The sequence below is a fragment of the Bacillus sp. V5-8f genome (assembly GCF_002863565.1).
Lineage (GTDB): Bacteria > Bacillota > Bacilli > Bacillales > DSM-1321 > Peribacillus.
In genome coordinates this window covers 99,735-115,072 of record NZ_PGUW01000001.1, presented here as the reverse complement: position 1 = coordinate 115,072, position 15,338 = coordinate 99,735, and the positions used below count along the sequence as shown (strand labels likewise).

The 15,338-nt window shown below is 39.3% G+C and carries 9 protein-coding genes; 5 read left to right on the top strand and 4 right to left on the bottom strand.

The genetic code is table 11. The annotated features are described in order from the left end of the window. Nucleotides 1-105: 105 nt before the first annotated feature. The 4 genes from CUU64_RS00440 to CUU64_RS00425 form a co-directional block, all read right to left on the bottom strand. A complete protein-coding gene (locus CUU64_RS00440) occupies nucleotides 106-1,146 on the bottom strand; it encodes an acyltransferase (protein ID WP_257985337.1) in 1,041 nt (346 codons plus the stop codon). Nucleotides 1,147-1,366: 220 nt separating this feature from the next. After that, nucleotides 1,367-2,020 carry a C40 family peptidase gene (locus tag CUU64_RS00435; protein WP_101631307.1) on the bottom strand — a complete coding sequence of 218 codons (654 nt, stop codon included), beginning with the start codon at nucleotides 2,018-2,020 and terminating at the stop codon, nucleotides 1,367-1,369. A 176-nt stretch (nucleotides 2,021-2,196) separates the two neighbouring features. Further along, complete coding sequence (locus tag CUU64_RS00430) at nucleotides 2,197-3,237, bottom strand: C40 family peptidase (protein WP_101631306.1); 1,041 nt, start codon at nucleotides 3,235-3,237, stop codon at nucleotides 2,197-2,199. A 169-nt stretch (nucleotides 3,238-3,406) separates the two neighbouring features. Further along, nucleotides 3,407-5,548: a S8 family serine peptidase gene (locus tag CUU64_RS00425; RefSeq protein WP_101631305.1), complete on the bottom strand. Its 2,142-nt coding sequence runs from the start codon at nucleotides 5,546-5,548 to the stop codon at nucleotides 3,407-3,409. 244 nt (nucleotides 5,549-5,792) lie between these two features. On the opposite strand from CUU64_RS00425, the gene CUU64_RS00420 reads away from it, so the two are divergent. The 5 genes from CUU64_RS00420 to CUU64_RS00400 all read left to right on the top strand — a co-directional run bounded on the left by CUU64_RS00420 (nucleotide 5,793) and on the right by CUU64_RS00400 (nucleotide 15,108). Beyond that, nucleotides 5,793-7,805, top strand: a complete 2,013-nt coding sequence (locus tag CUU64_RS00420) for an SH3 domain-containing protein (RefSeq protein ID WP_101631304.1) — start codon at nucleotides 5,793-5,795, stop codon at nucleotides 7,803-7,805. Nucleotides 7,806-8,249: 444 nt separating this feature from the next. Continuing rightward, nucleotides 8,250-9,572, top strand: coding sequence for a hypothetical protein (locus CUU64_RS00415; RefSeq protein WP_101631303.1), 1,323 nt, complete (start codon nucleotides 8,250-8,252; stop codon nucleotides 9,570-9,572). 790 nt (nucleotides 9,573-10,362) lie between these two features. Further along, nucleotides 10,363-13,737, top strand: a complete 3,375-nt coding sequence (locus CUU64_RS00410) for an Ig-like domain-containing domain (RefSeq protein ID WP_101631302.1) — start codon at nucleotides 10,363-10,365, stop codon at nucleotides 13,735-13,737. 206 nt (nucleotides 13,738-13,943) lie between these two features. Continuing rightward, nucleotides 13,944-14,252: a hypothetical protein gene (locus tag CUU64_RS00405; RefSeq protein ID WP_101631301.1), complete on the top strand. Its 309-nt coding sequence runs from the start codon at nucleotides 13,944-13,946 to the stop codon at nucleotides 14,250-14,252. Between the two features lie 454 nt (nucleotides 14,253-14,706). Then, on the top strand, nucleotides 14,707-15,108 hold the full coding sequence (locus tag CUU64_RS00400; protein WP_257985334.1) for a site-specific integrase: 402 nt from the start codon (nucleotides 14,707-14,709) through the stop codon (nucleotides 15,106-15,108). The last annotated feature ends 230 nt before the right edge of the window (nucleotides 15,109-15,338 follow it).

Here is a 15,338-nt window from a genome sequence, read left to right as displayed (position 1 = left end):
CGGTTCTTTAATACTTTAAACCACTGGGGGACTGACCCCCCGCTAGGTTTATGCTAACTAGCGAGGGATGTCTGGTTCCCTGGTTTTGTGACTTGTTGTTTAGATTTATTGGACATTTTCGGCACCGTTAAGATGTATTGATTGAAAGGCAGGAGCTGTATTAGCCATACGATAGAAATTGTGCCTAACAGAATTAATAGATAAAATAATAGGAAACAGAGTGGTCTTCCATAAAGATTCCGGTGCGAATTTCTGGAACATATATAGCACGAAAGGGTGTACCAGATAAATAGACATAGAAAGATTCCCTATTTTCTTCAACATGATTGATAGCCATTTTATTTTTGCTATTTTTCTTCCAACACCTAAAACAAATAATGTGAGAATCGGGATATTTATAAGATTTGTTGGGCGATTGGAGGCTATGGAACCGGCAATATGATATTCGACTACTGCAAGGGCGGTTATAAGAATACTCAAGATTCCAAGAGAAGCTTGATACCTTTTGGCGAATCTAAATAAAGGCTCCCAAAAATGGGCAAGAAATCCTCCGAAGATAAAGAAGAAGATCCAGCTTGGCAAGAAATCACGCTGACTTATCATGACTCCTTCTAACTCAGGCGGGGTATAGGATTTGTTAAAATATAAGTTAATAAACGCTGAAGCTGCTAATAATACCACCCAGCTTTTGCGCGAACGGAATCCTTGTAAAAGAGGGAAGATAAAGTAAAACTGCAGAACGATGGAAATGAAATACAGATGATAGAAGGAATTTCCAAACACAAAGTTAATCAGGAATGCTTCTAGCCCGTCAAGAAAAGGATTAATACCCTGGTCGATATACAAGAATGCAAGGTAAAAAACACTCCATACTAAAAAGGGAACCACAATTTTCGTAAACCTGGAAGAAACGAACTTTTGAAAATGGAATCCTCTTCTCCTAGATTGGTTAAATAAAAGAAATCCGCTTATTAACGCAAAAAAAGGCGTTCCGAATCGGCTTATTTGGTTGATAAAATACGTGAAGTCGTTAAATTTTCCTTGCTGGTAAAAGAATGAAGCTGAAACATGAACCAAGAGCACTAACAAACAGCCTATTGCTCTTAAATAATGGATTTCTTCTATTTGGGCTTTTGGATTACTCACAGGATCACACCTTTTATTTTTTTTCTAAAAAATTATTCTAATATAGAAATAACATAAAAAACAAAGGTATATCCTAGCTTAATTGCTTTTTAATACAAATGTATTGATACCTTAACATAAGTTAGGGGGTCAGTCCCCCATCGGTTTAACGCGTCACCGCGATGGGGGACTGACCCCCCAAAAAAACCTCGTTCAGCAGAACGAGGTTTTTTTGAAAGTTTTATAGAGTTTTTGCACCTAGGTAACGTGCTTTATAGTAAGGGCTGCTTAAGCTGGAAACGGTAACGCCTTTCACCGAAGAGGCGTGTATGAATTGGCCGTTGCCGATATAAATGCCAACATGGGATGCGCCAGCTTTGTAAGTAGTGAAAAATACAAGATCTCCGACTGATGGCTTGGAGACTTTTAGGCCTACTTTTGCATACAAATCAGCAGCTGTGCGTGGAAGTGTAATTCCTTGTGAAGCTCGGAATACATAGTTGATATACCCGGAACAATCAAAGCCGCTTGGTGACATTCCGCCCCATACATAGCGAGTGCCCATGTATTTTTTTGCCGTGCTGATTAAAGTGGAGTTATTAATTTTGTAGACTCCCAAAGCGTTGAAGGTAGTTCTTCCGGATATACCGTCTGCCTTTAGTTTCTTGGCGCTTTGGAACTTTTTGACCGAAGCTGTAGTGGCGGTGTGATAAACAGTTGTATAAGAACCTGAAACAGGATAATATCCTTTTACTTTTAACAAGTTTTGGAGTTGGCGAACATCAGGGTGATTCATTGAAGGTTTTAATGTTTGGTCCCCGATATTGGCAGATGCCTGGAATGGCGAAATCAATAGGGCAGCAGCGACAACGGTAGAAGCAATCCATTTTCTCATTTGTTTATGTATCCCCCAGAAAGTCTATTTAGTCTTTAATCATAGTAATAGATAGTTGTTACAATAAACGACATTTCTCATTACATTTTCATTACAAATCTATCAATTTGTGTAAAATAAAAAACACCCGCTACATTAGATAGCGAGCCTATCTATGTCGGGGTGCTTAAAACCAATTATAATCGTCTAAAACCTGTAAATCTTTTTTGATAATATGTTTCTTCTAAGGAACTGATTCGCACACCTTTGCTTGAACTCGCATGAATAAATTGCCTGTCTCCAAGGTAAATCCCCATATGAGATATCAGGTGTTTTTTATTTTCAGCCGGTGAAAAAAATACAAGATCACCCGGCTGTGGAGAAGTTACCTTTTTCCCCATGTCAAAGTAAGTAGACGAAGAGAGTCTTGAAATTTGATAGCCGGCTTTTTTGAATACATAATAAACGAAGCCGCTGCAATCAAAGCCGGATGGGGACGAGCCTGCCCAGGAATAAGGAACGCCGATCTGCTTTTTTGCTTCGGAAATAACGGTAGCAATTTTGTTATCAGCGTTTTCTAAAGCTGGGGTATCTTCTGCCTGAGTTCCAGCAGCCTTTGCTATCTTTAGTTTCTGTCCAACGTATATTGTGTTTGAAGTTAGGTTATTTGCTGATTTAATATCGTTTACAGAGACACCATACTTAGATGCGATTAGCGAAAGATAGTCTCCTTTTTTTACTGTGTAACTAGTATCTGATAAAGGAACTTTTGGTGTGGCTTTCTCTACGGTTTTAAGCGGATCATTTTCTGGCAGAGCAATGGCCGTAGTATTGGTAGATTTAGAAACCACCAGCTTTTGTCCTGGATAAATCAAGTGGCCCGATAGTTGATTCCAGTCTTGAAGCTCGGCCAATGTAATTCCATGATGATTCGCTATTTTTATAAGCGTATCACCTGATTTGACGCTATAGGACACAGTACTTGTCTTTTGTAAGGTGACTGTCTTGGGAGTGGGGGTGCTCGTACTTTCTGAGACTTTTAATTTTTGATTGATATGTATAACATCGGAGCTTAATTGATTGAGCTCTTTTAGTTTTGCGATGGACGTATTATGTGCATGTGCAATTTTGGAAAGGCTGTCTCCGCTTTTTACTGTATATGTACTGGCCATGGCTGAGGTAGCAAGACCTGAAGAAAGAACGGCCGCTGTTGATAGAGTGACAATATGTTTTTTCAAAATCTTTCACTCCTTCATTGTTTGACCTAATTCTACCAAATACACCCATTGCAGAAATATTACAGTTTTATTACAAATTACTATTTTTAGTTTAAGGTGATACACAACGGGGATATATCAAAAATTTGATTGCAAAAAGGACATCCAATTATGAATGTCCTTTGCAGAATTATCTTATATCATCCAACTTAAAAACGCTGCTCTTAACCACTCTTTTATTCCCTGCAGCATCCGTGACTTCCAGAACAAATTGGTAGTTTCCTTCCTTTGCAAAAGCATTGGTCGCTGTCCTACCATTCCAGGCAAACGTAGTGGTTCCCGCTTTCCAGGATTGTCCGGATACCAGTGTACGAACGATGGTTCCTTTAGCATCCGTCACTTTTACCGTTACCCTTGCTGCTTCCTTAACCATTCCTTTTACGCTGAATGTTGTTTTGCCATTCATTTTAAATAGGTTACTAGAAGGAGCGATGGTTCCAACAGGTGCAACCGTATCGACCGTGACGGCCACTGTTTTCGGTTCACTCTTGCGTCCTTCCTGGTCATCCGCAGTCACAACAAGCTTATAAGCTCCATCTCTCACGCGATTCCCACTCTGGTCGTTCCCATTCCAGACAATGGAACTGGACCCGCCTGTAAATACTGTTTTAGCCTTCCTGACTAAATTCCCGCTACTATCAAAAACCTCTGTTGTAACGTTCGCGCTTTTATTTAGCGTGAATGGGATCTCGAGTTTTGCCTTCACAGCCGGTGAATAAACAATAGAAGATTTCGAAAAAGTGACGACCGGTACGATTTCATCCTTTATCTCGACATTAACCGTTTTGGATAACGAGTGTCTTTTGTTGCTTGCTCTTGCGGTGATCTTGTAATTCCCGCTTGGCGCATAGGCCCCTGTATCAAGCTTCCCATCCCAATTATAAGAAACTTTTCCTCCGCTCCAGGCTTTGTTCGTAATGAGCTTTCTAACGGTTGTACCTTTCGCATCCTGGACATAAAGCGATACGGAGGTATTTTTATGTGCGTTGAAAGAAGTAGGCAGCGTGCCTGTTCCATTTTCAACGAAAAGAGTGCTGGACAGGGTAACCGGTGACATCGGTTCCGGAGTCTTTTGCAGAGCGTTATAGGCATCAATCCTACCGTAACCAAACTTGTTATCCCAGCCTTTTGTCCCAAGGTCCACAGCAGAATTTTTCAATATCTGCTCCGTTTCCGCCGGTGTCAAGAATGGGTTTTTCGAAAGAATAAGGGCGGAAACACCGGAAATAACAGGAGATGCCATGGAGGTGCCATCCATCATCGCATACCTGCCGTTTGAAATCGTTGAAAAAATATTAACACCCGGTGCTGACATATCAATATAGCTGCCATAGTTTGAAAAAGGGGCAAGCTGATCTTTGGAATCAACGGCGCTTACTCCCACAACTGAACTAAATGCAGCCGGATAAAATGGTTTAGTACTATGGGAATTTCCCGCTGCGGCAACGACCATTACACCTTTTGAAGCAGCATATTTCACCGCGTACTCAAGCACCGAAGCTTTTTCCTCGGTAGTCAGGCTCAAATTTATAATATCGGCTCCAGAATCTGCCGCATACATAATTCCATCTGCAACCCAATAGCTGTCCGCCATTTCTCCCATAAACACGTTCACTGGCATGATTTTTACATTAGGGGCAATGCCTGCTGTACCGATATTATTCATTGCTGCCCCGATGATTCCGGAGACATGCGTTGCATGGTCACCTGATGAGAAAGTGGTCTCTCCGTTCACGGCATTATAGGGCTTGACGAATTTTCCCTTCAATTCGGGATGGGTAAGGGAAAACCCGCCATCAACAACCGCTACTGTCACCCCAGACGATCCTTTCGTACGGTCCCATGCGGCTGGCATATTGATCTTATTCAGATACCACTGCTTTCCAAAGCTCGTGTCACCCGGTTTAAAAGTTGTTTTCACTTCATAATTCGGTTCCACGGATTCGACTGCTTTATATGTAAGCAATTGATCGGCAAATGATTTCAGATCAGAGCCTGCAGGAACAGACACAAGCGAGTAATTCCCGGTTGACATTCGGTCAAGCTCCCGTGCGGCTATTTTCTTAAGGATGCTCCTTCTTATTGCCGGATCGACACCGGAGGAGAATTTCACTACTAAATGGCGCTCATTATATTTTTCTTCATTTTGAAACAAAACTGATGTATGTGCTGCACTTTGTTGCGGTGTAGGACTGACTGTCTCGGCATGTGCGTTTGAATGGCCAGCAAGTAAAAGTCCCAGTAGAGCCATAGTAGATAAAGCTGATTTCATCGCCGTCCTCCTTCTTTTATTCTTTAAATTCGAAATTCTTAAGTCTATTAATTTATTTTATCACGTTAAATTATTGCCTGAAGCTGAAATAAGTACGATATTTATGGTAAAATTAACTAGAAAATCATGACATTTCCAAGAATATAATCCATATACATAACAAATAGCCTATTGAATGTACCTTTAGTAGACAATCAGGCTACCCTTTTTATTGTAAATATTAATCTTTTAGGAAGTGAAACTATTGAAAAAAACAGGAAAAACCTTGGTGCTATCCGCTGCCCTGCTTTTTGGAGCGGCATTCGCACCTGAAAGTGTACTGAATATAGGGCAGGCAGAAACCGTTAATCCGGTGCAATTTCCCAAAACTACCTATCAAACTACTGCTGTTTTGGACCTAAGATCCGGTGCGGGAACAAACTTTAAATCTATTTTAAAAATCCCTGCAGGCAAAACGGTGTTGTCCGCTGAACGAATGGGTAATTGGTATAAAGTTTCATATGTATATACGAACAGCGGAAAGAACCAGACGGCAACAGGGTGGGTCAATGGCGGACTGAAAGAATATTATCAGTATACGAATATGAAGGGAACTTATTACATCACAAATAAACAAAGCAGCCTTTATCCAACACCGGATACAAAACAAAAAGAGGTTTATAGAATTGCTGCCGATAATGGGTTATATTCCACGCAAAAAGTGGTGAATAGCATTGGCCAGACATGGTACCGGGTTTCTTTTAATGGGAAAAATGTATTTATAGAAGGAACAAATGTAAATCAAAGTGTATTAAAAACGTTTAAGAGCACAACATATAAAGCGCTAAAAGATACATATGTATATCAAAGCCACGGAAATGCCTATAAGAAACTTGTAAAAATACCAACCGGCACATTGGTCTTATCTGATAGGAATATCGGAAACTGGTATAAGGTGACCTATGGCGGGAAAACGGGCTATTTTTATAAGAGTGACTTTTCAGTATATACTCCGCCTGTGGAGGTGAAAATACCTGTGGCAACAACTTTCTTAGTTTCGGCGGACCTTAATGTGAGGAAGATAGCCGATTGGTCTGCTGCTTCCCTTGTGGTGCTTCCAAAGGGGAAAATCATTATTCCAACACATAAACTTTCCAACGGTTGGTATAAAGTGACCTACAGCGGAAAGACAGGGTATGTGCCGGGCGACTATGTCCAAGAGGTAAAAACAGGGGATCCATTGACTTCGAGAACGGGTTATCAATTTGTGGACCTAAGAAAACCAGCAAATGTCACTGCCAAACAAATCGATGATTATATCGCATCCTACGTGAAACTAACAAAGAAAACGAGTGTGTTGACCGAGAAAGGCCAGGCATTTATAGATGCTGGAAACAAGTACGGAGTGAATGCAGTTTACCTTGCAGCCCACGCGATACACGAAAGTGCTTTTGGAACCTCGCTGATCTCTCAAGGAAAAATGAACTTATTTGGGTTTGGAGCCTATGATGCAAGCCCTTATGTAGCCGCAGTGCGTTTTGCCAGTGTGGATCAAAACATCGAATACATAGCCCGTGAAATGAAGACGACGTACTTGAATCCGGAAAACTGGAAGTACAAGGGTGCCTATCTTGGATTTAGTACAAAGAACTTAAAAAATGCACGGGTTAACGAAAATAGTGAAGGCATGAACTATTATTATGCAAGCGACCCGTTATGGGGCAAGAAAATAGCTGATCATATGGCGAAAATTATAGGTTTCAACAGTAGCCATTATGCAGCAGTGATAGCTAATACAATCATACCTGAGGCACCAAGCCGTCCTGCAGAATCCGATATATTCCCGAATCACATACAGGCCGTGGCCAAAAAGGACCTAGTAATATATGAAGAAAAAGATGGAGAGCCACTGGTTGACCCGATTAAAAAGGGAACAATATTCCTGCTGCTTGAAAAACAAAATGATTTTTGGGTTAAGATAAGTGTTGATGAAAACATCTATTGGACAAAAGATATCAAATTTGATGTTTATAACCAATTTATGTTGGTCGCTAATTTAGGCAGAACTACAGGCAATCCGCTGAACGTCCGTACAGAGCCGACTGCCTCCGCAGAAAAAATCGGCAATGGCTTGGCATTAAACACCTATGTACAACTGGTCCTGAAAGAGGATGGTACGCCATATATGGATTCCACAAAAAAGTGGTATCAAATTAAGCTGGATGATGATACTACCGGTTGGGTTAGTGCGAGTTATGTTGTTCGGGAATTAAAATAGAAATGAAAGGAAGGAACCAGTGGGCACAGGCGCTAAGTCGGGTGTACTACTGGTTCCTCTTTTTGGGTTAGCTCTAAACGGATTTTCACATGTTTATTGACCATATAAACTTTTGCTTTTAAACGACATGAATTTGTATAGGTTGTATTTGGGGTGAAATCAATGAAAGGTTTGAGAAGCAACCCTTGCTTTACCAAAAACAGGTAGTAGTTTTTATTGTAGAAAAATTTCTACATTTTTTTACAAAAATTTCACGCTGGTTTCATAATATATTAATGAAGGAACTAGGTTTTTTCATGTTTTAATCAAACGTTTGATTAATAAAAGTTTCTGTCGAAAACCTCCTACTATTGTAGGGCAGAAGGAGTAACTGGAGCGGGGTATAATGGACTTGTCCATCAGTTTCTTGCCACAGTAATTTATATGAACGGGAGGTAAATCCATATGCGTATAAACAATAAGAAAATGTTATCCATTATTTCTTCCGCCGTTATAGTTTCCAGCGCTTATATTTCAACAGCACCCCAGCCGGTATCTGCCGCAGTAAGTGTCAGCTCTGCAAAAAGTATGGTTTCCAAAGCCGAAAGTGCCGCTTACCGGTTGCATACACTTTATACAACAATTGGCCGCTATCATGTCATAACCACAGAACTGACAACAGCAAAATCCCTCTATGCTTCCGCATTAAAAGCAGTGAACAGCTTGCCTTCATCCAGTACAAAAACAGACCTTCAGAAGCGCCTGCAAAAAGTGAAAGTCTATATCGACCGCGCAACAAACTTTAACAATGCGCTCTATGCAGCCTCGAACGTACATAAACACATCGAATATACAAAAACGATATTAGCGAAAGATACCTATAACCGAAACCAATTAAAGGCTGAGTTTGATAAGAACCTGGGCTTGATTAAAGCAATGGAAACAGCACTAAGTAAAATTTATAGCTCTGATGTAAGGCGTAATCTTATCAATAAATACCAGTACATGTATCATTTTTCTGAAGAACTGGACCGGATTTTGCACGATACACAGCCGCCCCGGGTGCTGGACGTAACCGAAACAAAATATAACATAATTAATATTGTTGTTTCTGATGTTGCCGGAGTAAGCATGGCTTCTGCAATGAACAAAAATAAGTACAAGATTAATGGAAACGCGTTGCCGAGCAATTCCATCATTAAAGTGGTCAATTCAGGGAAACACCAGTCCACGATTCAAATATCCTTACAACAGGGAACGATATCAGAAACAAAAAAGCACTCTCTGTCGATTACTGGGCTAAAGGACAAATATGGTATGGACGCATCACCTTCAAATCATGAAGTGGCTTTAACTGATAATGTCAGTCCGGAGCTAAAAGAAGCAATAATAAATCAAGCAAATCCTACCCAATTGATCTTCTCGTACGGTGAACCCTTGGCGACATCAATTAAACCAGCTGATGTCATGATAAAGCTATACGAAAGAGTAATCCCGACATCGGAAATCCGTGTAACACCCGAGTTGAACGAGGCCGGACAGCCTACAGGAAGGGATCTGGTTAGTATAGCAACCAGTGAATACTGGCAGGCGGATAGCCCTGTTCAATATTATGTTGAAATGGATGGTGAATCAGGTTATAGCGAGCGCGACTTAAACCTTGGTTTTTGGAATTCCTTTGCAAACAGGCATAACCTATCGGCTGGAACTAATGCTTCAACGGTTTCAGTGGATAAATCGCCAAATCGTAACTTATTAAAACCAAACATTACTCTGAATATAAAGTAATAACTCAATAGATAACTAAGAGGCTATCGATTTTGGACGATCGAACGCCTCTTTTTAATTATAGAAGCATAAAGAAAGATGTTGTATTTATGAGGAATTGCAAGGCGGCAGTATGTTTCAGTGAAGGAGTGAGACGGAAGACCAACGTTGTTTTATAAAAGAAAGGATTTGTAATTTAGACGGGAGTATGCGTTGGGTTGACTGATTTGAATAATAATGTGTAAGTATGTCACAAATAAGCCATTCTTAATAAGAATAAATCAGAAGTAACGTATGTACTATTGGTGTGTAGCTACTATAAACAGGAGTGAACTGACCAGTCATACACAACAGCAGATATGAGGGAATTAACACGGAGGTGGTATAACAAAAGGTTTACAAACTATTTACCTACAAATTGTAATATCTTAGCTTTATTTACATATCTTAATAAGGTGTTTTGTTTCTAGAGGATTTCACTATTATTACAAACACAGGTTTGTTTTAGTTTAGTTAACCATAACTGGAAACTATTACTAAGCCAAAACGCGTAATAATTACAAAAAAAAGCTAGAATTTCCTATGGTTTTGTAATAATATAGGAATTGCAAGAAGGACTTGGTAATTTCCAGTTCAACTCTTGTAATAGAAAAGACTTTGTTACTAGTTAAAAGAAATATATAGCATTATAGGTTGTTATTTCCTTAGTTAACTAGTATAATAGTCGTTAAGTTTGATAGCCGTTGAAACTGGTCACTTGGTGCCTACTTCGGCGGACTACTTTAAATACCGAAGGGAGAACTTCAAAAAGATGAACAAAAAGAAAGCAATCAAAATCGCAACTGCTTCCGCTATCGCTGCTTCTGGTTTCGTAGCTGCTGCTCCTGCTCAAAACACAGAGGCTGCTCAATTATCGGCTGTTGACCGCGAAGTCAGCAGAGCTTTAACAGTAATGTACAATGCAATGTACTCTTACAGTAAGCCATACGTTGCAGACGGTACTCTAGTAGACCGCTCAGTTGTTTACGCAGCTTACAAAAAAGGTGAAGCTCAATACAAATATGCAGTAGCATATGTAAATAAGAACGAAAAGAATGCTAGCAAGAAAGCTGCAGCTCTAGCTAAACTTGCACAAGTACGTCAAAGCCACTTGCTTGGCCGCGCGCTGAACTACATAAAGTCATTCAATGCTCTTGAATTACAAGTAGAAAAAGCTGCCGCTAAAGCAGAAGCTACTATCGCTGCTGCTCAATCTCGTTCACAAGTTCAAGCTGCTCAAGCTGAACTGAAAAAAGTTTACGACGCACAACAAAAAGACCTTCGTGCAGTTATTGAATCTGGCATTGAAGAAACAATCGTAGGATCAGCTAAAGCTGCATTTGATGCTGCTAACGAAGCTGCTACTAAGAAGATTGCTGAATTGCCAGAACTTGCAATTACAAGTGTAAGTGCACTTGACGCTGCAAACAAAAACTTAGTAATTAACTTCAACCAAAAAGTATCTGGAGTTCAAGCTTCCGATATCGTTATCAAAAATTCAAAATCAGGTGCGCAGTTTGGTGTGAAAGAAGTTAAACTTGCATCTGACGGTAAGAGTGCTCAAATTGAGTTATTTGCACACGACGATGCTAATAGAGATAATCCAGTACTTGCATATGCAACAGATTATTCAGTCACTGTTACTGTTGCTGGTGAAGTGGTAGTAGGTAAATTTGTTCGTCCAGCTTATCTTGATGAAGATAGATTAGCTCGTGTAGTAGACGTTGATTCTGAAAAGCGTACAGCAACAATTGAATACAATGATGGGGATTCTGACAACGGAAGCCCGGATTATGTAAGACTTGATGTTCCTACAACTTCTGATTTCAACTTCCAAGAAGCTTTAGGTCAAGTGATTCGTGTATGGTTTGATGGTGAAGAAAACCTAGTAAAATACGAATATGACACTGAAAAAGTTGTTTACGATGCAATTAAAGTAAATAAAAACGATGAAATTGAAACAATTGACGAAGAAGTTGAATACGACTTAGCTGCAAATGTTCAAGTTATCATCAATGAAGGCTCAAGTGCTACAGGTTCAAGAGCTGAAGTGAAACTTGTCGGTCATAATAACAACGCTACTACTGGAACTAGCGGAGTAGCTAGCATTGTAGGTAAAGAATATGACTACGCAAAACTTATCTTTAATGATTCAGGCGATGTAGAGCGTATCTATGCTTATAACAATACAGACAACCCAATCTTGGTTAAACAAGTAGAAGGTAACTATGCTTTAGGTTATGATTCAGATGAATTAGACCTTGAAGATTACGTTATTGTAAATGCAGAAGGAAAACAAATTTCAATTAAAGATGTTAAGCCAAACGACTTATTATTCTTTAATGCGGATGCATATAGCAAAGATGGTTTCGCATACGTACTTGATAACAATGCTAAAGGCAAAATTGAGGACGTGTTTGAAGATTCATTCGATTTCAACGGTAAAAACTACGATTATACTAATGCGTATGGTCCTGTGAAATATCTGAATGAAGATGGAGACTTTGAGAACTTAACTGATACAGAAGCTGAGCAACTTCAAGCTGGTGGAGATGTATCATTATACTTCGATGCTAAAGGCGAACTTATCTATGTAGTAGGTAACGTAGCGGATGTAGACACTAACGCTGACTCTCTATACCTACAAGATAAATTCTTTGGTTACATTGACGCTAAAGGTGACTTCCAAGCTGAATTTGATGGTTTAAATTCAAAAGGTGAAGAAGAAACTTATGATTTTGCAATTGATTCATTAGATAAAATCACAATTCAAACTGCAGCTGATGAAGTTGAGTATGAAGTAGATGATAACTTCCCTGGAAACGCAGCTCAAGAGATTGACGAATTTATCTATGCTTCTGCTTTCACTGGTCCAACAACGTTCACTAAAGCAACTTCAAATGCTAATGCAAGATTTATTGTTGCAGTTAACGAAGCTGGAACATACGGTGAATTAGTAGCTGACCTTCAAGATTATGCAACTCCTGTGTTTGTAGATGCTAATGGTGATGGTGTAGATGATACTAATGATGCTACAGAGCAAACTAATAACGTTATCAAAGTTAACAAAGATTCTAACAATAAAGTTAATGAATTAACATTTATCACTTCTGCTGCAACTTTAACTACTAGCATTGACGAAGATGATAAATATGCAAATGGTCATAAGCTTCAAGATAGCACACTAGTATACGATGTATCTAGAGCAGACAAATTCTTTGATCCAGACGCAGATGATGTAGAAGTTACAACATGGGGCCAGTTAAAGAAAGAAGGCGTAGATATTTTAGCTGGTCAAGCTAAAGTATACTACAACGAAGATGGAGAAGTAACTCACTTAGTTACTTATAATGATAGTGTAGCTGACGATCAAGAGTTGACTGCATTAATCACTTCTGTTTCTAAATCTGACGGTGATATCGTTCGTATTTCTGCACTTGTTAACGGTGTGAAGAAAACTTACGAAGTAAAAGATAGCAATGCTGATTCTGTAGTAGAAGGTTCAGTTGCTATTATCAAAGTTAATGAAGCAGGTACTATTGTAACTGATCTTCAGTTCGCTTCAAATACTGCACGATTTGTTACTGGTGAAGTTACAAACCTTAACGTAGGAGAAGGCGAAATCACAGTTAATGGCGTAGTATACGAGCTAGGTACTGACGGCGAAGTATATGATGCAACTGATAGAGATGGTGATGACTATACTGTAGAAGGTGGTCTACGTGACGTTGAAGTTGGTGACTCTGTAGTATTAGGATTATCTGCTACAGGCAGTAAGTTCGTTGATGTTGTAGCTTTAGTTCAATCAGCAAACTATGCACCAACGTTAACAAGTGCTGTTTATGATGCTAACGGTACAGCTAATGGTACAATTACATTAACTTTCTCAGAAAAGATCGATGATTCAGAATTAGCTGCAATAACTCCTGGTACTTATGTTTTAACAGGTAGTGCTGTAGACGCAGGTCAAGTAGTTGCTACAGTTGCTACTGGAACTGCAGATGATAACAAATTAGTATTAAACTTAAGTGCTGATTTAGCAACTACAGGTAGCGTAACTGTATCTATTGATGCTAATAAAATCAAAGATTTAGCAGGTAAGGCAAACACGTCTACTTCTGCAACTGATACAAATGTTGCTCAATAATTAGTATAGTTTATGATAGGTGCTAGTCACCATTCAAAACTTACAGAAAAGTCCCTTGGAGAGAAATCTCTGCGGGGCTTTTCTTTTTGGTAAGGAAAACGAATCAACTAGAAAAATAAGATTATATTATATTAGTGTATAGGATTAATTAGCTCTAATTCCTTCCGAGGAGTTAGGGCTATTTTCATTTTTAGGAGGGTAAACAGGTGAAAGAAATTGATTGGTTTATAACTACGCTAGAACACTATTTTCAAGTGGAGGTCCAAAGAGAAAAAGTTAGTTTTGAGGGAATTGAACTGTGCCATGAAGAAATCTATGAAAGCCTCATTCCAAGAGAGCACATGAATATGTTGCCTGATCCGTTGTTGTTTGAAACCATGCTGTACATTGATGAAGAGGCGAATGAATGGATCGCTGGGATTGGGGTAGAAGTGTCTTCAAGAAAATGGCTGTACACGGTTTGGTTAAAGAATGGAGAAACCGTTTCGGACAAGTTTCTAAATCAGCAGGGGTAAAAACTAATCCCTTTTGCTTAGACTGCAAAATCAAACTCACGACATTTCTTTGGCTAATCTCACGCCATAACTAAATCGTACTAAGCATAACAAAGTAAAACTTAGTCATGCCAAGTAATACTGCCATACCGAGGATAAAATAACTGACGTCATAATTATATTTCTGTCGTGAGTGATCATAGGAGGAGGTGAAGGGAAGATGTGGGAAGAAGTGATAACGACTGTGCTAGTTGCAGTAGCTACGGAGGTAGTCAAAGACTAACCAGTGATGACTAAATAGGAAAACAAAAATAGAATAACAAAAGGAGGGAATGATATGAAAATCTGCCCTTGTCCGTGCCCTGGTCTTTGTACCATTTGCACGATTAAAACTATCATCGACATCATTAAAAAGTAGGAGCCATGAATGTGAAATCAAGCGTTCATGGCTCTTTTTGCGTTAGGAGAGATACACATGGATAACCTAGCTCAAGTTTTTCAGCAATGGATATTTGAGGAAGGGAAGTCACCAAAAACAATAGAGTCATACGTGGGAGACATCAAAGGCTATCAACGATTTTTAGAGGAGAAAGCTGTGTCTGATCAGCAGCCTCTCTCTCGTTTTTCCTTTGTACGATACAAACAGCACCTCTTGGATCGGCAGTTTGCCATTGCTACCATCAACAAGAAGATCAATAGCCTAAAGGTGTTGAATGACTTTCTACAAAAGGAGGGAATCGTCAGTGAAAGCTACATCCAGCTAAAGCGTGATCGAGTACAAAATGCGGCTGGAAGTGAGCATTTTGTAACAGCCTTGTCAGAAGAAGAGGTGGACCGTTTCCTTTTCTACCCCATATCGCAATTTTTTTCCAAATGAAATGAAACCCATGATAGATGCCATTATAGTTCTTTGCCATTTGACCAACTGGTTTTTGGAGGATTGTTGTTAATATATACTAAACTAACTATATATTGACAACCTAGTCCATCCGACTTATAATCATCTTGGAAACTCTATGGTATAAAAATGACTTGTTGGTATAATCATACTTTTGTAGGAGAATACTAACTGTTTTTTTTTATAGTCTAAGAGAGAGAAAAAGAATT